Below are 22,474 nucleotides of genomic sequence, written 5' to 3'. Positions count from 1 at the left end.
GTTACTTAAGCTCTTCCATTTTCACAGCGTCCATATCCGTGAACGTGTAGTTCTCTCCTGCCATCGACCAGCAGAACGTGTAGTTGCTCGTGCCAACGCCCGAATGGATCGACCATGGCGGCGAAATAATCGCTTGCTCATTGGAAACGACCAGATGTCTCGTCTCCGAAGGCTCGCCCATCATATGGAATACGCGTGCATCTTGGTTCACATCGAAGTAGAGGTAAGCTTCCATACGACGGTCATGTACGTGCGAAGGCATTGTGTTCCAAACGCTGCCTGTTTTGAGGCTCGTTACGCCCAGCATTAATTGACAGCTTTGAATGCCATCGCCATGGATATACTTGTACAATACGCGCTCGTTGGACGTTTCTAGGGAACCAAGGTGAGTAGGGTTCGCTTCTTCCATCGTCATTTTGCGAGTCGGATATTCCGCATGCGCCAGCGCTGAACAGAAATACAGCTTCGCTGGATTTGCTTTGTCCTTGCTTGCCAGCTGAACGTCACGCTTGCCTTTACCTACATATAAAACATCAAGACGGCTAAGCTCGTACGACTCGCCATCAACGGTAATAACAGCATCGCCGCCAATGTTCAGGAAGCCAATTTCCCGGCGCTCCAGAAAATATTCGGTTTTCAGCGTATCTCCCGCTTCCAACGCCAGCTTCTCGTTCACAGGGAACGCGCCGCCAACAACCATGCGGTCATAGTGCGTGTAAACAGAAGTAAGGCGATCCTGTTCAAACAGGCTTTCGATCAAAAATTCCTGACGAAGACGCTCCGTCGTATATTGCTTTACATCCGTTGGGTTAGTTGTGTGGCGAATTTCCATATTAATAGTTCCTCCTCAAGGATAATAAAATGAAATGATCAGGCGCACCTGAATTAGGTTTGAAAATGTTCGTTTTAATAATAACACACTTTTTCAAACTTAAACAGTCCCCCTTACAGCATTCTTCACAAGAAACCACTGATGGGGCCGCAACGACACTATTCAAAAATGCCTTTTTTTATGTTAGGGTATATATCATCAAAGATCGCCATTTAGGAGCGGAGCGAGCTAAATGTATTCTTTATTTCGCAATGAAAAAATACAAATGGTCGGCATCGCCCTCGCAACAGCCATCGGGGCCGAATTCAGGATCACTCCGTTTAGCGGGGATTTTTACCGCATTGGGCTCGGCGTCAGCATCTTTTTATTTTTTCTGCTGCAATTTCGCCATCTTTCGTTTGTCAAAACAGGGTTTCTAGCCGGTATTGCCGCTGTCATCTTCCAATCGGTGGAGTGGCTGATCTACACGAATTCCACTTCCCTAATAGCTGGCCTGCAAAATAATGCTCCCGCCGCCCTATACTATACCTTCTTCGCCTGGTGTCTCGGCAAGCTGCTGGGAGGCTCCAAGGAAATTCAGCCGCTGGCGCTGGGCGCACTCGTTACACTTGTGGACTTCTCCTCCAATTTACTGGAGCTTCTGTTTCGAAATTTTTTTCTCGGCACAGCGCCCTATCACTTCAATGAACTGGCCCTGCTGCTTATAACGGCTGTTATTCGCAGCTATTTTGTCATCGGGCTGTACAACAGCATTGCCATCCAGCAGTTCAAAATGCTTCATGGAGAGCAGGAGAAGCGCATAGAGCAAATGCTGAATGTTGGTTCCAGCTTGTATGGGGAAGCGTTCTACCTGCGGAAATCGATGGATAATATTGAAGGCATTACGGCCAGCAGCTTCGAGCTGTACGACAAGCTGCGGCAGGAGCAGCCTCTGCTCGCCAAGCAGGCGCTCGTCGTCACCCAGCAAATTCATGAGGTTAAAAAAGATACACAGCGTATTCTCGCCGGGCTGCTTAAGCTGTTCGATAATGAGACGCTTACCCAGATGAGCCTCGTGGAAGTCGTGCATTATGTGAGGAAAGGCAATGTGGAATATAGCGAAATGCTGGGGAAACAGATTGCTTTTCAGCAGCGAGTGACGCTTGATTTGATTACGCCTCATTATATTGCACTGCTCTCTATATTGAACAATTTGGCAGCAAATGCCGTTGAAGCGATTGAAAGCAGCGGCTCCATTGACATTGAAATCAGCCAGCATGGCGACAAGCTGATTATGATCGTTGCTGATTCAGGCAGCGGCATACCGCCTGAGGAACTCGCGCTCGTGTTTGAACCGGGCTTCACCACCAAATTTGATCATACGGGAATTGCAGCAACCGGGATCGGATTATCCCATGTGCGCGATATTATTACTTCATTTGAGGGCTCGATTCGCGCAGAGCAGCTGGATGATGGGCCGGGTACCGCTTTTATCGTCGAGCTGTCAATTGCTGCGCTAAACCATCCAGGTACAACGCCAAACTTGAAGGAGGCGCTCCATGTCCATTAGCTTCGTAATCGTAGATGATGATGCCGTCAGCAGACGTATGCTGCACAATATAATTGAACAATCTGGTTTGGGCGAAGTATCGGGTACAGCTGGAGGAGGAGTCGAGGCTGTGATGCTGATCGATGAGCTGAAGCCCGATGTTGTGCTGATCGACATGCTCATGCCCGATCAGGACGGCATTACGACGATCGACCAGCTCCGGGCCATCCGCTACGGCGGCAAGTTTATTATGATCTCGCAAATCGATAACAAAGATATGGTCGGAAAAGCCTATCGCAGCGGCATTGAATTTTTTATCCATAAGCCCATCAATCGCGTTGAAGTGCAAGCTGTTCTACATAAGATGAACGAAAGCTGGAAATATGAGCGTTATGTCACGGAAATGAAGCAGTCGCTCGCCAAGCTCGATATTATAGAGCGCCCGCCAGCCGTGCAGGAGCGCAGCATCCGCGAAGCCGCCCGCCTTATTTTAATGGATATGGGCATTATAAGTGAAGCGGGAAGCCGAGATATGATCGCTGCCGTCGAGCATTTGGCCGCGCAGCCGCAGCCCGCTGCTTTCCCTCCATTAAAGGGATTGTATGAAGCCGTTGCTCGCACAAGCAAGCAGAGCCAGAGCGACATTGACAAGGAAAGCAAGGCGATTGAGCAGCGGATGCGCCGCGCCGTCATGACGGCGCTAACCAATATCGCCTCCATTGGGCTGACGGATTACAGCAATCCAAAGTTCGAGCATTATGCTCCGCTATATTTTGATTTCAAGGATGTTCGGCTTAAGATGAAAATGATGGATGAGGAAGCAACGCCCGATAAAGGCAAGGTCAATATCAAAAAGTTTCTTCAAGTGTTCTTTATGGAAGCGATGGAAAAAATGAAACAAGCGTAAACGGCTGCCACTTTCCTCTGGCGGCAAGCTAACGTTTCGCGTAGAAATAGAGAGAATGGATCAAAACATCATATCCTTTCCTATATTTCAAGCGTAAACGGCTGTCGCCGTCTTCTGGCGGCTAAGCTGCCCCTTTTTTCTCCAGAAAGAAAAGGGAAAGACGGTAGGAAACGAAAAGCAGCAAGCAGCTTACCGCTAGAAGGGCTGCACTTACCGGCAGTGGAAAGCTGAGCGTATTAGCACTGCTGGACACAACCCCCATGGATAAGAGAAAAGTCATAGGAATGGCCAGTACAATGACCCCTACTACTCGACTTATTCTAAAACCAAACCCATAATAAACCGGATAATAAAGGGCAGAATAAAAAGAGATCAGGAAAAAAGTGATTGGAATATAAGAAGAAGCATACATCGTATCTCTTCCAAATATTACATTATTGATGACATATCCGGAGACGCTAGCGACAATTCCTAAGCTTGCAAATAAAAGCACGGCTGCATATTTCGCCTGAACGATCGATTTGCTGCTGACAGGCAGGCTGGCAATGACGATCATGCTTTTATTTTTAGCATCCAAGCTAGAGGAAAAGGTCATGAGCATTATGGCTGAAAGCGCAGCTACCAAAATGAAGGAAACGTGGTTATTTAGTACGAAACCAAATAAATACAAGTAGAACAATACAAACAAAAAATAATAGCGCAAAATAAACAAATCCTTACGTAATAGCAGCAGCATAGCCCTTCTCCCCCTTAGCGGTAAAATACATAATATCCTCTAGCGTAGGACGACTAAGCTGCGCACCATCACCCACCATAGCAGCTATTTCATGCCCTCGATCTGTCAGACCCTCAAACCCGACGAGCGATTCCCGAATGCCGATAAACGCTGCTTTAACGCTTGGAGCCTCAAGCAAGCTTATCGGCCCTTTCACTAGCACATACCGCTCCTGAATTTGCTCCTTCGACTCGTTAAAGACCAGCCTGCCGCGGTGCAGAAAGGCAATATAATCGGCAATTCGGTCCAGATCGGTCGTAATATGGGTCGAAAATAAAATCGATTTCCGCTCATCCAGCATGATTTCGGCCAGTAAATCCAGCAGCTCGCGTCGGAAAACGGGATCTAGCCCCGCTGTCGGCTCATCCATTATGAGCAGGTCCGCCTGATGGGATAGCGCAAAGGCAAGTGCCAGCTTCATTTTCATCCCCTTGGAAAGATTGCGTATTTTCATTTTTGGCGACAACTCAAAGCGCTCAAGCAAACGGGAAAAAGCGTGATCGTCCCATTTTTTATAAAACGGGGCTATAATATTTTTCATTGAATGGATCGATATATGCTCGTAATAATGGCACTCATCGGATACAAAGCCGATTCGCTGCTTAATTTCAGCCTCCTGTAAGCTTAGGGACTGTCCAAAAATCGCTATTCCCCCCGTATCCGGACGGGTAATGCCCATAATCATTTTAATTAATGTCGTTTTGCCTGCTCCATTCGGGCCAATCAGCCCTGTAATGTAGCCCTGCTTGAACGAACAGGATAGAGGTTCAATACCGAACATTTTAAACTGCTTGGATACTTCGTTCAGCTTAATGATGTCGCTCATATGTCCAAATCTCCTTCCTCATATAGCAGCTGGATGTGCTGCTGAATTTCACTCAGGCTCAGGCGCAGCGCCTTCCCCTCTTTAATGACCGCGAGCATTTGCTGCTCCAGCCGCTTCATGCGCTGCTCTCTAACAAAATCGGCATTAATGCCCGTTACGAACGAGCCTTTGCCCACGACCGAGTCAATAAGCCCTTCCTTCTCCAGTTCCTCATAAGCCCTCTTCGTTGTAATGACGCTGATCTGCAAATCCTTGGCAAGCTGTCTAATCGAGGGCAGCGGCTGCCCTGAGCCAAGTGTGCCGTTCAAAATCAGACTACGAATTTGCTGGGTGATTTGTACATAGATCGGATCATTTGAAGCGTTGGATAAAATAATGTTCATTCCCATCACCATGCTTAGCTGTTTAATGTATATATAGTATATATACACTATATGCTTCGTATATGTCAATGACGCTTGGCTATACTAAGCTTCGAGCGAAATATGCGCCTTTTTTCTGTTTTAATGAATAGCCGCTCTTAGTTGCGTAACCTTATCTAACAGGATTTATGACAGCATTGTAAATATAAAACGCTTACAACTTTCTCCGACATTATTTTCTGTCGGATTTTATTATTTTATATAGTCGGATCATTAAAATAGGTGGCAGAAGGTTAATAAGTCTAACATTAATGGAAATGGGGTTTTCATTTATGAAGAAAATCGGATCACTTTTAATTACCGGCCTGCTTGCTCTTACCCTTAGCGCATGCGGCAGCAGCAGCAGCAAAAATGCACCAGCCGCCTCGGATGGCACGGGATCATCGAATGAAGTTGTGACGTACACCATTGGAACCGATGCTACGTTTCCACCCTTTGAATACGAGCAGGACGGCAAATATGTCGGTATCGACATCGATTTAATCCATGCTATTGGTGAGCTCGAAGGCTTTAAGGTTGATTTGAAGCCGATGAACTTCAAGGGCATTATCCCCGCTATTACAGCTAATCAGCTTGACGCAGCTATTGCTGGCATCAGCATTACCGATGAGCGCAAGCAGGTTGTAAACCTGTCCGATACGTATTTTGAAGCGGGCTTGTCGCTGGTCGTACATTCGGATAATGATTCGATTACGAAGCCAGAGGATTTGAAGGGCAAAGTCATAGCGATTAAAAAAGGGACAGCCGGCTCTAAAAAAGCCGAGGAATTAGCAAAGGAGTACGACATAACCCTTAATTATTTTGACAGCAGCCCAGCTATGTTCCAAGAGGTAGTCAACAAAAATGCCGATGCTACCATTGAAGATTTCCCTGTCATCTCCTACAAGCTGGCAGTTGATCCAAGCGCAAACTTGAAAATCGTTGGCGAAAGGCTCACAGGCGACCAATACGGCATCGCAGTGAGCAAAGACAACGATGAACTGCTGCAAAAAATCAATGACGGCATCAAGAAGCTGAAGGAAAGCGGCAAATACGATGAAATCATTAACAAATATATAGGAACGTCTGCAAAATAAAGACGAAGACATCCTGTGAAATGAAGGAGCTGTGAATTTCATGATGTCCTCGTGGCAAGTTATTGTAGATGCGATGCCCTTGCTGCTGCAAGGGTTATGGATAACGGTCAAAATTGTTGTCATCTCGCTGCTGATTGCATTCGTAATCGGATTATTTACGGGATTGATGAATACATCATCGAATAAAATTTTAAAGTTTATTGCAACGCTTTATATCGATATTATTCGCGGTACGCCGCTGCTCGTTCAAATGTTCTTCATCTATTTCGCCCTGCCAGCCTTTCTCGATATCCGCATACCTGCGGAGACAGCTGGGATCATTGCGATCAGTGCCAATGCTGGCGCCTATATTGCGGAAATTTTCCGCGCCGGCATTTCGTCGATTGACAACGGACAGCGGGAAGCCGCTCGCTCGCTGGGCTTAAGCCAGGTGCAGACCATGCGCCTCGTTATTTTGCCGCAGGCGTTCCGCCGCATGATTCCCGCTTTCGTCAATCAGTGTACGATCAGCATCAAGGATACTTCGCTGTTGTCCGTTATCGGCATTAGGGAGCTGACCCAGAGCGGTGAAATTATCATTTCCACCAACTACCGCGCTTTCGAAATTTGGGGAACGGTCGGCGTCCTGTATTTCATCATTATTTACGGTATCTCACGCCTGTCCCGTGTGCTTGAAAGGAGGCTGAGCCTGAAATGATCATTGTAGAGGGTTTGAAGAAAAGGTTTGGCGACAACGAGGTGCTGCGCGATATTTCCACCACCATTACCGAAAAGGAAGTCGTCTGCATTATCGGCCCTTCCGGCTCTGGCAAAAGCACCTTCCTTCGCTGCCTTAATTTGCTGGAGGAAGTGACATCCGGCGTTGTGAAAATCGGCGACGTAACCGTCACGGCTCCTAAGACGAATATTGACAAGCTGCGGCAAAATGTCGGCATGGTGTTTCAGCAGTTCAATCTGTTCCCGCATTTGACGGTGCTGGAGAACATTATGCTTGCGCCCAAGCATATTAAGAAGGCGAGCCAGGAGACGAACGAGAAGCAGGCATTAGCGCTGCTGGATAAAGTCGGTCTTGCTGCTAAAAAGGATGAATATCCCGCTCGCTTGTCCGGCGGACAGCAGCAGCGCGTCGCAATCGCTCGCGCGCTGGCGATGAATCCGCGAGTCATGCTGTTCGACGAGCCAACGTCTGCACTCGATCCGGAAATGGTCGGCGAGGTGCTTCAGGTGATGAAGGATTTGGCTCATGAAGGCATTACAATGGTCGTCGTAACTCATGAGATGGGCTTCGCCCGCGAGGTCGCTGACCGTGTTATTTTTATGGATGGCGGTTATATTGTTGAGCAAGGTCCGCCCGCTGCGATTTTTGATGCGCCGCAGCATGAGCGTACACAAGCTTTTCTGAGTAAAGTGCTGTAAGAAAGGCAATTTTCACAAATAACGATGATTATTGAAAAAGAAGCTTTCACTCCCCATAGTCACGTGGAGTGAAAGCTTCTTTAAGTTATTTTAGGTGATGTCTACTTGCCAGAGCTCACTTGTTATACAATATATTGAACCGTCCTACCCTCGATATCCGAATATTCAATGACAGACTGATTGGTATGAAGATTTACAAACAAACTGCAGACCCAATTATCTTTTTCCCATGCCAATCGAACTTCATCCTTAGATGAATCCAACACTGTAAATTTCCCATTAAAAGCTTCATACTCATTTCTGAACCTGATTAGCTTTAAAAGTCTCTGCACGACTTCTTTTTTAAGCGACTGCTCAATTTCCTCCAGGCTAAAATTATGGCGGTTAATTTCACGGCCTTCTCCGCTTTTCTTTACACCCTCAAGGTCATTTTCCCCTGCAAGTAAACCAACATAGTAAACCTGAGGCACTCCTGGTGCAAAAAATTGCACAGCTCTGGCTGCTAAATAGGCGTCATCGTCCCCATTCAAAACAGAGTAAAAACTGCATCTAATTTGATGAACATCAAAACCATCGTCAGCCTTGTGCTCGTCCGATAAAATAAGGCTGAGATTGGAGCCTCTTTCTAAGCAAACATCCACTAGCTTCCTTGCCTCTTGCGTATCTATGAGGTCATCCATATCTGGTTTAACCGGAATTCCATCATGACAGTCGAGCATAGTGAACTGCTTCTCAGGCCGGGTTTTAAGATAATGACACAGCTCCTGGCTGGATTTATTAATCAAAGCATCTAGCACTCTATATGGCAGTATAAAATCATAGATCCAGTAGCCGCGCTCTGCCAGCTTGTATTGGATAGTATAATGAGCGTGTACCTCAGGAAGCAAATCTATTTCTAACGAATTTGCGAGTTCCATCATCCAATCAAGAAATTCGTATATTTCCGGCTCAACGAAGAAACAGCTCGTTCCAAGCTTTTTAATCACATATCCGACCGCATCGAGTCTGACTATTTTTACATTTTGCCGCTTAAAATTCATAAAGAAATCTGTAATCAGTTGTTTGAACAGCTGGGAGTTTATATCTAAATCAATTTGCTCCGATGGATCTGTTTTTCCGAACGTCGTCCAAACCTTCTCTTCTTCCCCTGTTTCCGCAATGGAATAGGAGGAATAGGGTAATGGCCGCCGCAAGAACATCTTGGCCATATCCTCTTGAACCGGCTCCCCTGCCTCCCAAAGCTTATCCAAGGTTAGAAATAAATCAGCAAATTCGGATTTCCGTCCTTTTTGGAGAAAATCCTGAAAATACTCCGATTGCCTTGAAATATGGTTAACCATTAAATCAACCAATACATCGAAATGATCTCCAATGGCTCTGATATCCTCCCAAGTACCAAAGCTAGGCTCTATTTCTAGATAAGTCAATGGAGCGAATCCTCTGTCTCCTGAGGATGGGAACGGCGGTAGAATATGAATGCCACCTTTAAACACATCTGAAAAATGCTCAAGAAGGACATGGTTTAGAGCCTTCAAGTCTCCTCCCATTGAATCGGGATAAGTAATAAGCTGCACCTGATTTTTCACGGCCATATTGAGAGCCTCCTATATTCCATATCTTTCTTTTATGACCTCAAGCTTTGGCAAATCCACGACTGCACCCGTATATTTCAACTGGTATGCGCTGACTGCAAAGCCTAGGCTTATCGCGTCTTTAATGGTGTATCCTTTAATGGCCGCCGTATAAAATCCTGACCAGAACGCATCTCCTGCTCCTGTCGTATCCACAACCTCGGTCGCCAAGGAGCTGTATTTAAGCGTCTCCAGTCCATTTGAAACGATTGCGCCATCCTTACCCAAGGTCATGATGACTAGCTTTGCACCCAGATCCAGAAACTTTTTCAGCTGGTTTTCAGGGGTGTCTTTTCCAAACAATCTTTCTGCATCATCCTCAGAAGGCTTTATAATATCAACCTTGCCAATGATGGACTTCACATATTCGATGCCATCTTCGCCGCTTTTCCAGATCATGGGATGATAGTTAGGATCGAATCCTATCCATATATGATTTTCACTCGCTATCTCAATAACTTTGTCGATTGTATGACGCGCAGGCTCCATCGAAAGAGGCCAGCAAGAAAAGTGAACGATTTTTGAATTCATTAAGGATTCATGAAGGACGGTATCAAAGGCCAAATGATAATCAGCCCCTCTATAAAATATAGGAACGGGTGTTGATGTACTCTTTGTTAAAACAACCATACTGGTTGAATCATTGACTCGCTGGATACCACTCGTATCAATATCCATCTTTCGCAATTGCTCGATTAAAAAAGACCCTAAACCATCTTTCCCTACAGCAGAGGCCACAAGAGAATGGATGCCTAGCTTCTTAACATTCATAGCGATATTCGAAGGCGACCCACCGAAAAACTTATTAAACGTATTGCCTTCAAAATTTTCATCATATTGTGCAGCTATCATATCGATAAGAAGTTCCCCAACCGTTAATAGATCATTCCCATTATTTCCAAACGATATTTTATCTTCAAACCCAAACACATCATCTACTCCTCTTGTCTGTGCTTTATTTCAGAGCTCCCTCAGTAATTCCCCTAATGATTTGTTTTTGGAGCAAAAGATAAAGAATCAGTACTGGAATAATCGTCATGATTAACCCTGCCATTAATGGGGAAAAATCGACGGAATAGGTTGAGAAAAATCCATAGTTCGAAAGAGGCAATGTCCTCATAGATGGCGATTGCAAAATTAAACTAGGCAACAAATAGTCATTCCAAATCCAAAGTGTGTCTAGAACAATAAGAGTGACCATTACCGGTTTCAACAACGGAACAACAATTTGAAAAAAAGTTCTTAATCTTGAGCTTCCGTCGATGAAAGCGGACTCCTCAAGCTCAAGCGGCACGCCTTTCATAAAACCATGGAAAGTAAATACCGCAAACGGAACACCGAATCCCAAATACATAAAGAGCAGACTTCCTTGTGAATTCAGAAGACCAAGCTCCCCATAGATCAAAACAAGAGGAATCATCAATGCCTGAAAGGGAAGTGTCATAGAGGCAAGCATGGCAAAGAATAATATAGAATTAGCCTTCCATTTAAAACGGACGAACATATAGCCTGTCATGGACGAAAAGAAAATAATAATAAATACACTACTAATCGTAATGATACTGGAATTTAAAAATCCGGTCATAAAGTCCATATCATCAATGGCTTTAATGTAATTATCGAAATTAAATTGCTTGGGCCACGACAATGGATTTTCTACAAATTGTTGAGTGGTTTTAAAAGTATTCAATATCACCAGTAAAAATGGCAATAAAAACAACAATAATACGATATAAAGAAGGATTGTTTTTAAAAATGCTAATGGTTTAGGACTCCGCATTACGCTTCGACCTCCAATTTTTTCAGAAAGTACGCTTGGGTCAAAGCAATAACAGCCACAATGATGAATAATACAACGGCTTCAGACTGACCCACCCCATATTCATTTGAAAGAAAAGCTTTTTGGACAACATGATAAGAGGACAATTCTGTTGAATTAAAGGGCCCGCCTTTGGTTAAAGCCAAATTAAGATCGTAAGTCAAAAAAGAACGTGAAATGGAAATAAAAATACAAATGACAATCGCTGGCGCAGAAAGCGGCAAAATGATTTTACGAATTTTATTAAATCCATTTGCTCCGTCGATGCCAGCAGCTTCTATTACATCCACCGGGACACTCATAAGTCCAGAAATATAAATAATCATAAGGTATCCGATTAATTGCCATGCCGAAACGATAACCAATGCCCAAAATGCTTTGTTCGTATCGGTCAGCCAAGAGGTTTCAAATAGAGCCCAGCCGTATTTTTGACCTAAATAAGGTAAAACCTGAGAAAATAGAAGCTGCCACAAGTAGCCCAGCACTAGACCACCAATAAGATTAGGTGTAAAAAAACCTGTCCGGAGTAATTGCTGTCCTTTAAATCCACTAGTTAAAGCAAAGGCAAGAAAAAATGCAGCAACATTGGCGATAACAACGGTAAAAAGCACATATTTCAAGGTAAACCATAATTGAGTGAGGAAAGTCTTATCTTGAAATACCTCCACGTAATTTGCTAAACCTAGAAATGTATGATCCCCGCTCCGCACATCCCAGTTTGTAAACGTGAGATAAAGTCCGAATAGAAAGGGAATCAGAACAACAGCAAAAAAGGCAAATACAGACGGACCCCCAAAGATTAAAAAGGTGCCTGTGTTATGAAGAAATTTCTTGTTTGTCATAGCCATTACATCCTCTTATCATTTAATTGGTAAATTCAACTTCAGATCAGAGAAGGGGATCAGCATAAACGCTTCACCCCTTTGATCTGTCAGGATTGATACGTATTCATTATTTCCCAGCGGTTGATTTCCAATAATCCTGCACTTCTTTTGTGAGTCCTGCCCGATCGATTTTATCCACTAAATACTTTTGCATAGAAGCTCCGGTTTTCGACCACCAATCCGAAGGGAAATAGTTGATAACCCCGATATTAACCGTTTTACCTTCAGCCACATATTTCGAAATCGCACTAGACATCGGGTTTGAGCTTTCCACCTTACGATCTTTGTATGGCATAGCAAGACCGGCTTCACCGATAATTGCTTTTTGGCTCGCTTCGCTTGTAATCATCCATTCAATAAAAGCTTTAGCCGCTTCCTGCTGCTCTGGTGTTGAACCCGAATTATCAATGGCAAACAATTTAGGCTCCGTGTAAGCCACTTGCGAATTTCCAAAATCAGCAGCATTATCGCTGATAGGAACGGGAAGTATGCCGAAATCCTTATCACGTCCTTCAAGAGGTCCAATAACGGCCCATGACCAATCTCCCATGAAATAAAAGGCTGCTTCGCCCTTCGCAAAATCAGCACTATCTTTATTGTAGTCGGCAACTAATGGATCAGCTTTTCTTGCATTGTATTTTTTCAACAGGTCGAATGTATCCATCAAACCGCTGTATGCTTGATTCTTCGACAAATCGACAGTGCCTTGCTTAAGCTCTTCTACAAATTTACGGTTTTCCTCCACATTCTTGGATTGCAGCGAATAGGCCAATCCTTGATAGTGAGCAGCTAAGGACCAATCTGCGCCGTGGATGATGACCGGAGCTTTACCGGCAGCCTCAATTTTCTTGAATAAAGCCTCAAGATCACTTCTTGTTGCAATCGTTGACGGATCGAAAGAGCTGCCGATCACTTCATCAATAACGCGTTTGTTGTATAGCAATCCATATCCTTGAGCCGTATAAGGTACGCCGATGAATTTGCCGTCAAGCAATGCGCCATCTATAGCACCTGGCAGAGCAAGATTTTCATACTTTGCTTTCTCCGACTCCAGATCAAGGAATTTATCTTTATATTGATGAATCGTTCCCGCATCGAGGTTAGCGATCGTTGCCGGCTTGCCGGAAGCTAATAGGGATTGAAATTTTTGAAGCTGCTCTCCACCAATGGCTGTGGGGATCAGTTCTATGGTTACATTTGGATGCTCCTGCTTGTAGACCTTAAAAAGATTTTCAAAAACCGTATTTATTTCAGCGGAGGTGTTGAAAAATGTGAGCTTCACTTCCTTAGACGACTGGGATGAGTTTGACCCGCTGGACGCTTCTGAATCATTACTAGTGTTGTTATTTTTAGAACATGCTGCTAATAACGAAAACACTAACGCCATACAAACACCTAAAATTATTACCTTGGATCTTTTCATTGTTACTCCCCCATAATTAGTGTTTTGAAAGCGTAATCAACTCACTTTCAATTTATATGTTAACCGTTTGACATACGGTATGTCAAGCGGTTGACATATAAATTATTATTGTACAGTTATTATCTCTCTATGCGGCAGAAAATATTCTCGACAGAAGACAAATACGGACTATGCGGATGAAGTTTCTGAGCATGAAAAAGGGGACTTGCTCATCGCTCATCCCCACCTTCCTAGGTCGTCCCTCTTTCTACTAAAGAGACCCCCAGCATATAATCTTTCTTCACCGTCTCACCGTTAATTTGCTGAATAATGATTTCTACCGATTGTTTGGCCATTTCCTCAATCGGTTGCTTCACAGTTGTTACTCTAGGCATAATTAAGGAGGCTAGAACCACGTCATCATAACCAATAATCTTGATATCGTCAGGAATTTTCTTATTCAGCTTTAAACATGCTTGAATGACATAGGCGGCAATGACATCGCTTGTTGCAAATATGCCATCAACATCCTTATTTTCTTGCAAAAAACGAATTAGATGTTCTACACCATTATCGATATCCGTATAATCATTGATTTCCAAGTAAAAGTTCAAAATCTCGATGTTTCTTTCCTTGCACTCAGCTGAAAATCCTTCATATCTAAGTCCTGAAAATATGCTTTTATTATTTAATAAGTCACGATTGTAGCCTTTTATGCCTCCATATATAAATGCCAGCTTTCGGCATCCCTTATCAAGCAATAATTTTGCCACCAGTCCCCCGCCAGTCTTATTGTCAGAGGTCACCAAAGGAACATGCTCAGCAATATTTCTGTCAAATGATACTAAAGGCAATTTCAATTGCAAATAATCATCCGTCTCTAACAGCATACTCCCCATGATGATGCCATCCACTTGATTTTTTTTCAACATATCAATATATTGTTTTTCTTTTGTCCGGTCATTTTGCGAGTTGCACAATAATAATTTAAAACCATTTTGAAATGCATAATATTCAATATATTGCGTTAATTCACTGAAAAATGGGTGAGCAATCTCTGGAATAATAAGCCCAATCAAATTCGACTTTTTCCTGAACAATGACCGCGCAAGTTCATTCGGTTGATAGTTCAGCTCCTCCATAACCTGGTAGACTCTTTCGCGTGTAGTACTGCTTATGTAACCTCGATTATTAAGAATGCGAGACACAGTAGTGACTGAAACTCCCGCTTTTTTAGCCACATCATCTATTTTAGGCATCAGGTTCCCCCCTTATGGTTTATACAGTATAACAGGAATACTCCTCCCGCATCCATTTTTGAGTGCCTATAAGAAATCATTTTTTCCAGCATTATACTCATTCGTAAATATAAAAAACGGCTGCGAAAGCAACCGTTTTTTTGAAGTTTAACATAGTTAACCAGTAATCAAACTCACATTTTCTGAGGATTAAATGCTCTATTTAAAGCTTCGACGTAGCCTTTACTCGCCCGCCTACTGACTTCCGCTTGCGGTGCAGCTAATTCGAAAGCGTGGAAGCAGCCGGGATACATTTGAAACTCTACTTCTACACCAGCTTGAGCCAACCGTGCCACATATTCAATGGTTTCATCCCGGAAAGGATCTAATTGTCCAACACATGTATACGTAGACGGCAGTCCTGCATAGCTTTCTGCGCGGGAAGGAGCTGCATAAGGGGAAATGGTGCGGGAAGCATGTTCACCTAAATACAAGCCCCAAGCTGCCTTATTATTATCACGATTCCAAACCGAACGGTTTGTGGTAATTTCATGACTGGAGGCCGTTGCATTACGATCATCAATCATCGGATACAAGGGCATTTGAAAAGAGATGGCGGGTCCACCTTGATCACGAGCCATTAAAGAAAGGGCCGCCGTTAAACCACCGCCCGCACTAGCCCCAGCGACGGCTATTCTTGTTAAATCTATGTTTAATTCACTTGCAGAAGCCATCCACTTTAGTGCGGCATAGCAGTCGTCTATCGCCGCAGGATAAGGGTGCTCAGGAGCAAGACGATAATCAACGGACACGACGACACAATGGGTGTCCAAAACAAATCTTTCGCACAAAGCATCATCTGAGTCTGGATGCCCAAGAACATACCCCCCGCCATGAATCCATAATAATGCAGGCAAGGCTGTGCCCGTTCTGTTGACAGGTTCATAAATCTTTAGCAGCAAATTTGAGGATGGGCCAGAAATCATTTGGTTTCTCGTTGCCACATGAGGAGACTTCTCTACCTCTTGTACTGGGAAGCTTCGAAAAAGCTGCAAATCATTTGGCAAGTCCAATGGTGGAAGCTGCTCTAACGTTGCTCGGAGCTCCGGTAATACTCTGCTTTTGAAATTCATATTCATCCTCCTGATTAAATGAGCCTTTAGGTTGTTTCTCTCTCTATCAATTCAATTGGCAATATATTTTCCTGTGATACAGCTTCGCCTTGAATCTGGCCCATGATGAGTCTCACAGCCATTTTGCCAATTTCCTTGGTTGGCTGTTTAATCGTTGTAATAGCGGGAGTTATAAGTTTTCCTAATTGAATACCATCGTACCCTACAATTTTCACATCCTGAGGAACGGACTTGCCTAGTCGATGGCATTCTTTCAATACCTGAGCAGCGATAATGTCACTGCTGGCGAATACCCCGTCTATATCTGGATTTTCTAAAAACATTTTGGTGACCAGCTGATCATATTCATCATAATCAAAGCCATTCAAATCGGTTTGTAAAACGATATGCTCAATGCCCTTGTTTGTAATCACTTTCTTAAACGCATCATGTCTCAATTTTGCCAGTAGATTAAGATGAAGATTTCCGCTGATGTGTGCAATTTTTTTACAGCCCTTTTTTATCAGCAAATTTGTAGCCAGCTCTCCACCCTTATAATTATCGGATGAAATATAGGGAATCGTATCCGCGATTTGACGATCCAAGGTCACCATGGGCAGCTTGATGGAAGTGTATTCTTTTATGTCCATCGTATGGCTGCCCATAATAATTCCATCTACCTGGCTGGCCTTCAGCATATTAATGTACTCTTTTTCTTTGACCATGTTTAATTGCGAATTACAGAGCAATATTTTGTATCCGTTCTTGTCAGCATAATATTCGATATGATTGGTCACTTCCCCGAAGAACGGGTGTGAGACGTCTGGAATAATAAGACCGATAATATTGGATTTCTTCAGAATCAAGGATCGGGCAACTTGATTGGGTTGATAGTTCAACTCATCCATTGCTTCCTGCACTCTTTTCTTAAGCTTTCCGCTGATATATCCTCTATTGTTCAGTACTCTAGAAACAGAAGTGACGCTCACCCCTACTTTCTCCGCGATATCTTTAATCGTCGACATTGGGCTTTCCTCCAAACGTTATCCAGCAATCCTGCCGAATCTATAGCCTTTACTTCCAAGTTTTCTAGCAAATATACATCGAACTGATCATTTCTCACGTTTTATTGCATACATATGTACCCCTAGTATATGGTTGGCATTTCCGTATGTCAAGCGGTTGACATACACTGTAAAGCCAACAGTGTACCGCTTGCTTTTCCATAAAAAAGCAGCCTATCCTTGGTTGAGGATAGGCTGCTTAACCTATTTATATATGATCCGCGTGTCATTCGAACACGCCAATTAATCCTTGCTTGAAGCTTTATTAGCGGATGCCTTTATGGAATATGTTCTGACAGCTTCACAACTACAATATTAGGGCGATTGAACAGGCGTTGGGGAACGACGCTGTTGCCAAGTCCTCTGCTGACCAGCATAAACGCGACCCCGTTTACATATTGGCCTGCATCGTACACGGGCAGAAATCCCTGTCCCGGAGCGATGAGTCCGCCAATGAACGGCAGCCTGACTTGCCCGCCATGGGCATGTCCCGAGAAGGTCAGATCCATTCCAGCACGAACATAGACGTCAAACAGTTCGGGACGATGGGAGAGCAGTATCGTGTAAAGCCCATCATCGGATTGCTTTCCCGTCTCCGCTTTTGTAGTGGCACCCGCATTCTCTTTCCCGGCTATGTTATCAAAGTCTTCAATAGCTGTTTGAATATTTTGCTCCGCCGCCTCCGCATCATGTCCTCCATACGCTGAAAATTTGGGATCGTCGATGCCTAGCAATCGGATTTCCCCAGCTCCAGCCACTGTCCCATCACCAGTTCCATTATTATTTAGCAAGGGAATGCTTGCCGCTTCATTCCGCAGGACATGAACGCCCAGCTCCAGCAGCTTTTTCTCCAGCTCTGGGTAACGCGCGTAAGCATATTCATGATTGCCCGTCACATAATAAACAGGGGCCAGCTTCACGATTTCTGCCATTAGCTCAAGGCTTTCCGCCTCGCCCCCACGCCTGCTATCAATTAAATCGCCTGTAACGACGATGATGTTTGGCTGCTGTTTTTCCACCTTGCGAACGAGCCGCGTCTGATTATCGCCAAATCTTTTGCCATGCACATCGGACAGCTGCACAATCGTAAAATCTTTCAGCCCCTGCGGCAGCTTGGACGATGAAAGCTGAAATGACGACACCGTCAAAGCATTATTTTGAAAATAAAGAAAAATGACGATAGCAGCTGCTGCAGCTAGGAATATCCCTACTCTTTTTAACGGCTTGCGCATAAGCTCCTCCTCTTCTTGCTGTTCCTCTATGATTTCCTGCTCTTTCCTCTTGTCTATTATACCTGTTTCTATTTCCGAATAAAAATAAACGGGACGCCTGGATGCGCCCCGCTCTTGTTCTATTGCCTTATACGTTAACCTTCTTTACGGCTTCGCTCATCTCATGTGTCTGCTGCCGAAGCAAACTCGACGTTTGAGCCACCTTCTGGAACATGACCGACTGCTCGCTGGTCAAACGGTAAATCTCATCGGAGCGTTCCGAAACGCCCGATGCAATATATGCAATCGCATGGACGGACGCCGCAGCTTCCTCAGAGCCTGCTGTCATCTCCTCAGCCGATGCCGATACTTCTTGAATACGCTGCGTCACGATGCGGAAGGCATCCACCACATGGGTAAAAGCCTGCTCCGCTTCCGCCGTAATGACTACGCCTTGGCCAATTTCTTGCGCGGTAATGCCCATCTTCGTGCCGATTTGCTGGGACTCCTGCTGGATGCCGAGCAGCAAATCCGATATCATCTGCACCGATAGGCTTGAAGCTTCCGCCAGCTTGCGCACTTCATCGGCTACAACAGCGAAGCCTTTGCCATGCTCGCCTGCATGGGCCGCTTCAATCGAGGCATTCAGCGCCAGCAGCTTCGTCTGGGTGGCAAAATCCCGAACCGCTTGCAGCGCCCCGCCAATTTCCTGTGAGTAGCCGCTCAGCACTTCCACCATCGCAGCTACATCTCCGGCTACTACGGAAATGTTCTCCATCTGGTTTTTCATCTCTGTCATGCTTTGCTTGCCGGATTGTGCTGTAGCCAAAGCGCTTGTTGCCGCATCTGAAACTGCAGTAGAAGACTCGGATACGCTGGTAATTCCTTTAGCGATTTCCTCCATCGCATTCGCGCTGTCTCCTGCGCCTTGCTTCTGCGTATGCGCACCCTGCCGAATATGCTGTACGGAATGATCAACCGTCTTGCTCATGACGAGCATTTCCTCCGCATTGCGGCTGAATTGCTCCGTCGAATCTACTAATATATCCGTCGTTGCCGCCACACCTGCAACCATATCGCTAATGATTTTATTCAAATTGCCGGACATATGAATCATCGCTTTAAACGTGCTGCCGATTTCATCCTCGCTTCTGAGATGATACGCCGTCAAAATCTGATTGGCCTGCGCCAGCTCGCCATGCGCCATTTTATCGACACTGGCCTTCAATACTTTGAGCGGTCTGAGTCCCTTCACAACGAAGCGCGATACGATCGCTATGCCCGCAATCGTAATGAACAGCAGCAGCGCATAAAAGGGAATACTCGACTTAATAATATCCGATTCAATATCGCCTATAACCGATACAGCCGTATCAATGCCGATGACACCAATTAAAGCACCATTGCTGTCGGCAATTGGAGCATACGAGGAAATGTATTTTCCGTATTCCTCATTATCAATAATTTGTGAGCTCGCCGTTTTCCCTTGCAGCAGCGCCTGGACTGCTTCACTAGGCATATCCGTCACTTCATTAATCGGCGATGCCTTATCGACATCCTTCATGCCGTCTACCATAATAAGCGGCGTGCCCTTGTCATCAATTTTCACGAAATACACATACATGGCGCCAATGCGCACCCGAAAATCATCGAGCTCATCACGTATGGTCAAAAACAAATCATTTTCCTTCGGCTCTTTGGCAAACTCAGCATAAGTAGCTGTATCCAGCTGGTTGACGTAGCTTTGAGCAATCTGGATGTTATAGCTGGAAATGGCCTCCTGTGCAGCTGACTTCATGTTTGCCAACTGCAGCAATACGCTGCCAGCAGAAATAATAACAATGACTAGCGTAACTACCGCAACAATGCGCGCCACTAAACGTTTCCTGAAAAATCCGATCATTCGATCCTCTTCCTCCCGCATCAAACCCAGCCTTTTTTACTAGTCCGCTACCCAAATCTAACATGCTTCAAGCACTATGTATGGTGAAAATATTAAACGAATATGTCGAAATTCGCAAGAAATTATTGGTCCAGCACGGCAATCGCTTACGAAATGAGAGCGGAATGCAACGTCCATTTTTCGAAGCAGCTGCTTTAGCTACGTTTCTTTAATTATAGCAACAATTCCCCTTATAAATGGCGTTATCGCAAAAACATTTTCAGTATCCTCCTCTTCAAGCAACGCCCAATAATAAATGGTATTTATATGAATATTTATATCCCTTATTAGATAATATTTTATGAGCTCGGCCATATTTTCCTCAGCCTTGTTTCCCGAAATGGCATCGTTGTATGAGTCAACAATAACAATCATTAAAGCAAATTTTTCTTCGAGGTTTAAGTCCATGTTTTCATATGCATGCAGGAATTCACCGACTCTAGTGGAATCAGCAACCTCGTATTCCCAGTCTTGTGTGAATTCACCTGGGGATGGCAGCTTGATTTTCTCTACAAGCCCCTCCACAGCGCTTCGTGTAACATATTTGGGATGTCTATTGTTCATCATTTCGCGCCACCTCTATAGATTCATCTTTAAAATGAACTCCGATATTTTTTCTCTCTATATACTATTACAGACTTGATGGACACAGCAGACGCTATTTCAACAAAATCACCGGTTTTGACGCAGTATGCGGACTCAGGTGCAGCTAATGTGCTGCCGATCACCATTTTGACGGGATGAGGAGGGACATAACGGATTTTCTGTCCGCATACGGCCTTAAATTGGCCCAAAAGCCACAATAGCGGAACCTCAGTCCGCCAAACAAGGAGGGGTTAACACTAGTGGTGTAGCTAGCTCTAGCTGTATCGTCCCAGCAACAATCGCATACGGCGGCTTCCTGAGCCTTGAATTGTTTCGTTGCCATTAGCCTCGAATAAGAGTTAAGCAAGGTGCAGCATGCCGACTCTAGTATACTCTTACAGCCAATAAAAACGGCGGAGCCCCAAAGCCCCGCCGTCTACGTCTACCTCTACGTCTTCCTCTTCCTTGCTTACGCCTTCTCCACCTTAAAAACGAACTTCCATTTAGCGACGTTGCCGGAGTATCGGCCTCTGTTTTCCACGACCTCCACATCTAGCGTATGCTTCTTGCTCGCCGCCACCGTTGAAGCCTTGAAAGACTTAGTAGCCGTACCCGCATCAGGAATTTTGTCCTGCTCGATTGCCGTCGCCTCCAGCTTCACAAGCTCGCTTGGCTTTAGCGTCAGCTTAATGCTGTCTCCAGCGGCTACGCTCTTGCCATTGATCAAGACCTGCGTCTCCCACTCATTCCCCACAGAATCGTTCGACACCAAATCCTCGCTGACGAAGGTGACCTTAATTGTCACTGTCTTCTCCGCTGCTGCAAGCGGCTGCACTGCGATTGCCGCAAGTAGCGCAACCAACAGCAGCATACGCAAGCTTTTGAACAACATACTGGAATACCTCCGCTCTTTATTCATCATTTTTCCTTTTATGCCATTATTCCATAGGCATATATTCTATAACGGCAGCTTGCAGCAGTTGTATAAGGTCGGCATTCATATATTCGTATTCATCGGGAATGTGGAGGCAAATGACCCGCTTCTCGCTTAACGCATGTGGAAACTTCTCCTGCATACGGCGCAAATGCTTTTTCTCCATGACAAAAATAACATCAGCCCAGCCGATGTGGCCTTCGGTCACTCGCACTCTAGCCTGCGGCTCCGTTCCGGCAGAACGCACCTCATGTCCATCAACACCGTTCAGCACCGTTTCAGCCGTCAAGCTGCGCCATTTGTTCCGGCTGCAAATAAATAATAGCTTGCTCATCCTACAGCTCGATGCTCGTGTAATGCTCCACGACCGGAAACGGATCATAATAATGATGCAGCAGCCGCTTCCACTCCTCATATTCCGCGGAACCGCGGAAGCCCTCGGTATGATCCTCCAGCGTCTCCCATTTCACGAGTAACAGGTATTTATTTTGCCCCTCCAGGCAGCGCTGCAGCTCATGATGCACGTAGCCTTTCATGCTGGAAATAATGTGTGAAGCTTCCTTGAAGCTGGCCTCGAACGAATCTGCGAGTCCCGCCTTAACCTGTAAAATAGCAACTTCCAAAATCATAATTGCACGGCCCTCCCGCTGTGTATTCAAACTGCTATGATTATGCTGCCGAAACAAATTGAACGATGCCAATGGACATCAGCATTAACAACAAGACAACAACAAAACCGATGGCGAATTTCAGTCCGCCAGGCAAGCCTTGCCGTTTTCCGTGCTCCTGCTCCAGCTTCTCCAGCCGCAGCTTAATTTCATCCAGCTCTCTTTCCTTGTTCTCCTCCATCATGCGTCACCTCTTCCTCTC

24 protein-coding genes are annotated in these 22,474 nt (G+C 44.9%); 5 read left to right on the top strand and 19 right to left on the bottom strand.

The features are described from left to right. Window position 1 precedes the first annotated feature (1 nt). Complete coding sequence (gene kduI / locus AC50YG_RS16660; protein ID WP_341278866.1) at window positions 2–832, bottom strand: 5-dehydro-4-deoxy-D-glucuronate isomerase; 831 nt, start codon at window positions 830–832, stop codon at window positions 2–4. Window positions 833–1,064: 232 nt separating this feature from the next. Between kduI and AC50YG_RS16655 the strand changes: the two genes are divergently transcribed. Both AC50YG_RS16655 and AC50YG_RS16650 read left to right on the top strand, forming a co-directional pair. Further along, window positions 1,065–2,381 (top strand): ATP-binding protein, encoded by a 1,317-nt coding sequence (locus AC50YG_RS16655; RefSeq protein ID WP_494828110.1) that lies wholly within the window; start codon window positions 1,065–1,067, stop codon window positions 2,379–2,381. After that, window positions 2,371–3,267 (top strand): response regulator, encoded by an 897-nt coding sequence (locus AC50YG_RS16650; protein ID WP_494828109.1) that lies wholly within the window; start codon window positions 2,371–2,373, stop codon window positions 3,265–3,267. The genes AC50YG_RS16655 and AC50YG_RS16650 overlap by 11 nt, the downstream gene beginning before the upstream one ends. Window positions 3,268–3,388: 121 nt before the next feature. On the opposite strand, the gene AC50YG_RS16645 is transcribed toward AC50YG_RS16650, so the two are convergent. Genes AC50YG_RS16645 through AC50YG_RS16635 form a run of 3 tightly spaced genes read right to left on the bottom strand, consistent with a single transcriptional unit; the run spans window position 3,389 to window position 5,251 of the window. After that, window positions 3,389–4,003 (bottom strand): ABC-2 transporter permease, encoded by a 615-nt coding sequence (locus AC50YG_RS16645; RefSeq protein WP_494828108.1) that lies wholly within the window; start codon window positions 4,001–4,003, stop codon window positions 3,389–3,391. Then, window positions 3,984–4,868 (bottom strand): ABC transporter ATP-binding protein, encoded by an 885-nt coding sequence (locus tag AC50YG_RS16640; protein ID WP_494828107.1) that lies wholly within the window; start codon window positions 4,866–4,868, stop codon window positions 3,984–3,986. The genes AC50YG_RS16645 and AC50YG_RS16640 overlap by 20 nt, the downstream gene beginning before the upstream one ends. After that, window positions 4,865–5,251 carry a GntR family transcriptional regulator gene (locus AC50YG_RS16635; protein WP_473760508.1) on the bottom strand — a complete coding sequence of 129 codons (387 nt, stop codon included), beginning with the start codon at window positions 5,249–5,251 and terminating at the stop codon, window positions 4,865–4,867. The genes AC50YG_RS16640 and AC50YG_RS16635 overlap by 4 nt, the downstream gene beginning before the upstream one ends. Before the next feature lie 311 nt (window positions 5,252–5,562). On the opposite strand from AC50YG_RS16635, the gene AC50YG_RS16630 reads away from it, so the two are divergent. The 3 genes from AC50YG_RS16630 to AC50YG_RS16620 are packed head-to-tail and all read left to right on the top strand — an operon-like array spanning window position 5,563 to window position 7,782. Continuing rightward, the gene (locus AC50YG_RS16630) at window positions 5,563–6,366 is read left to right on the top strand and encodes a transporter substrate-binding domain-containing protein (RefSeq protein WP_494828106.1); all 804 of its coding nucleotides are present in this window, start codon (window positions 5,563–5,565) and stop codon (window positions 6,364–6,366) included. A gap of 40 nt (window positions 6,367–6,406) precedes the next feature. Beyond that, window positions 6,407–7,063 (top strand): amino acid ABC transporter permease, encoded by a 657-nt coding sequence (locus AC50YG_RS16625; RefSeq protein WP_473760513.1) that lies wholly within the window; start codon window positions 6,407–6,409, stop codon window positions 7,061–7,063. After that, entirely contained in the window at window positions 7,060–7,782 is a 723-nt protein-coding gene (locus tag AC50YG_RS16620; RefSeq protein WP_494828105.1) for an amino acid ABC transporter ATP-binding protein, read from the top strand. Before AC50YG_RS16625 ends, AC50YG_RS16620 begins: the two co-directional genes overlap by 4 nt. A gap of 122 nt (window positions 7,783–7,904) precedes the next feature. On the opposite strand, the gene gtfA is transcribed toward AC50YG_RS16620, so the two are convergent. From gtfA to AC50YG_RS16545, 15 genes are all read right to left on the bottom strand, one after another. After that, a complete protein-coding gene (gene gtfA / locus AC50YG_RS16615; protein WP_494828104.1) occupies window positions 7,905–9,374 on the bottom strand; it encodes a sucrose phosphorylase in 1,470 nt (489 codons plus the stop codon). 12 nt (window positions 9,375–9,386) lie between these two features. Next, window positions 9,387–10,343: a carbohydrate kinase family protein gene (locus AC50YG_RS16610; protein WP_494828103.1), complete on the bottom strand. Its 957-nt coding sequence runs from the start codon at window positions 10,341–10,343 to the stop codon at window positions 9,387–9,389. Between the two features lie 25 nt (window positions 10,344–10,368). After that, window positions 10,369–11,193 carry a carbohydrate ABC transporter permease gene (locus AC50YG_RS16605; protein WP_494828102.1) on the bottom strand — a complete coding sequence of 275 codons (825 nt, stop codon included), beginning with the start codon at window positions 11,191–11,193 and terminating at the stop codon, window positions 10,369–10,371. Further along, entirely contained in the window at window positions 11,193–12,074 is an 882-nt protein-coding gene (locus tag AC50YG_RS16600) for a carbohydrate ABC transporter permease (protein WP_494828101.1), read from the bottom strand. Before AC50YG_RS16600 ends, AC50YG_RS16605 begins: the two co-directional genes overlap by 1 nt. Before the next feature lie 109 nt (window positions 12,075–12,183). Beyond that, the gene (locus tag AC50YG_RS16595; protein ID WP_494828100.1) at window positions 12,184–13,539 is read right to left on the bottom strand and encodes an ABC transporter substrate-binding protein; all 1,356 of its coding nucleotides are present in this window, start codon (window positions 13,537–13,539) and stop codon (window positions 12,184–12,186) included. Between the two features lie 230 nt (window positions 13,540–13,769). Further along, window positions 13,770–14,777 carry a LacI family DNA-binding transcriptional regulator gene (locus tag AC50YG_RS16590; RefSeq protein ID WP_494828099.1) on the bottom strand — a complete coding sequence of 336 codons (1,008 nt, stop codon included), beginning with the start codon at window positions 14,775–14,777 and terminating at the stop codon, window positions 13,770–13,772. A 173-nt stretch (window positions 14,778–14,950) separates the two neighbouring features. Next, window positions 14,951–15,889 (bottom strand): alpha/beta hydrolase, encoded by a 939-nt coding sequence (locus tag AC50YG_RS16585; RefSeq protein WP_494828098.1) that lies wholly within the window; start codon window positions 15,887–15,889, stop codon window positions 14,951–14,953. A 26-nt stretch (window positions 15,890–15,915) separates the two neighbouring features. Continuing rightward, entirely contained in the window at window positions 15,916–16,893 is a 978-nt protein-coding gene (locus tag AC50YG_RS16580; RefSeq protein WP_494828097.1) for a LacI family DNA-binding transcriptional regulator, read from the bottom strand. A gap of 317 nt (window positions 16,894–17,210) precedes the next feature. After that, window positions 17,211–18,164 (bottom strand): metallophosphoesterase, encoded by a 954-nt coding sequence (locus AC50YG_RS16575; RefSeq protein WP_494828096.1) that lies wholly within the window; start codon window positions 18,162–18,164, stop codon window positions 17,211–17,213. Window positions 18,165–18,291: 127 nt separating this feature from the next. Next, complete coding sequence (locus AC50YG_RS16570; RefSeq protein WP_494828095.1) at window positions 18,292–20,046, bottom strand: methyl-accepting chemotaxis protein; 1,755 nt, start codon at window positions 20,044–20,046, stop codon at window positions 18,292–18,294. 198 nt (window positions 20,047–20,244) lie between these two features. After that, window positions 20,245–20,652, bottom strand: coding sequence for a hypothetical protein (locus AC50YG_RS16565; protein ID WP_494828094.1), 408 nt, complete (start codon window positions 20,650–20,652; stop codon window positions 20,245–20,247). 487 nt (window positions 20,653–21,139) lie between these two features. Next, window positions 21,140–21,562, bottom strand: a complete 423-nt coding sequence (locus AC50YG_RS16560; protein ID WP_494828093.1) for a hypothetical protein — start codon at window positions 21,560–21,562, stop codon at window positions 21,140–21,142. A 46-nt stretch (window positions 21,563–21,608) separates the two neighbouring features. After that, entirely contained in the window at window positions 21,609–21,938 is a 330-nt protein-coding gene (locus tag AC50YG_RS16555; protein ID WP_473760548.1) for a low molecular weight protein tyrosine phosphatase family protein, read from the bottom strand. A gap of 1 nt (window position 21,939) precedes the next feature. Next, the gene (locus AC50YG_RS16550) at window positions 21,940–22,233 is read right to left on the bottom strand and encodes an antibiotic biosynthesis monooxygenase family protein (RefSeq protein ID WP_341278888.1); all 294 of its coding nucleotides are present in this window, start codon (window positions 22,231–22,233) and stop codon (window positions 21,940–21,942) included. Window positions 22,234–22,273: 40 nt separating this feature from the next. Continuing rightward, window positions 22,274–22,456: a hypothetical protein gene (locus AC50YG_RS16545; RefSeq protein ID WP_341278889.1), complete on the bottom strand. Its 183-nt coding sequence runs from the start codon at window positions 22,454–22,456 to the stop codon at window positions 22,274–22,276. Window positions 22,457–22,474 lie beyond the last annotated feature (18 nt).

It is taken from the genome of Paenibacillus sp. J31R34 (genome assembly GCF_059383715.1).
The sequence above is the reverse complement of the archived record's forward strand: the minus strand, read 5'-3'. Positions and strand labels throughout refer to the sequence as shown.